The 541-nt window shown below is 41.6% G+C and carries 1 pseudogene; it reads left to right on the plus strand.

Annotation, left to right across the window (positions count from 1 at the left end):
• Nucleotides 1-395 precede the first annotated feature (395 nt).
• Nucleotides 396-541, plus strand: a pseudogene (locus Q4Q52_RS22195) (integrase); the annotation flags it as partial.

The raw sequence follows: 541 nt of genomic DNA on the forward strand, positions 1-541 counted from the left end.
CCTACGGTCACTTCCGTAATTACGCCAATCCTAACTAATCCTCTCGCTGCCCGTTCTGCTAAAAGGCTATTGCCCCAAAGCAAGATAACTTTGTTGTCAGTTTGCAGCATGAATTGTCATTGTTTCCCCTGTGACTCGCCATAAACTCGTCCCTGAGGGCTCGACGACGGCATCCATGCCGCCAACGGTCACAGTTGCAACAATGCCAATCTTAATTAACCCTATCGCTGTTCGATTAGCTAAAAAGCTATTGCCCCAAAGTAATTCAGCGCTTCATTTTTAGACTCCGCTTTAATTTTATTTATGCATGAGATTTTATAATCCATATTTGTTCAGTTAAGAGCGCTATTTCCTATACTTCAAGTGTCTATTCATTACAACCTGAGGAGGTTTGTATGGACGCTTGGAATAAAGGTCATCCAATGGGACAAAAACGACCTTTTAAATTGGAAGAGATTTGGCGCATTCGTACTCGTTTGGAGTTAGAACATAATATTGCTGAGTTAGCGTTACTTAATCTGGCGATTGATTCAAAATTGCG

Source organism: Shewanella sp. SP1S2-4, from assembly GCF_031932075.1.
GTDB classification, from domain to species: Bacteria; Pseudomonadota; Gammaproteobacteria; order Enterobacterales; family Shewanellaceae; genus Shewanella; species Shewanella baltica.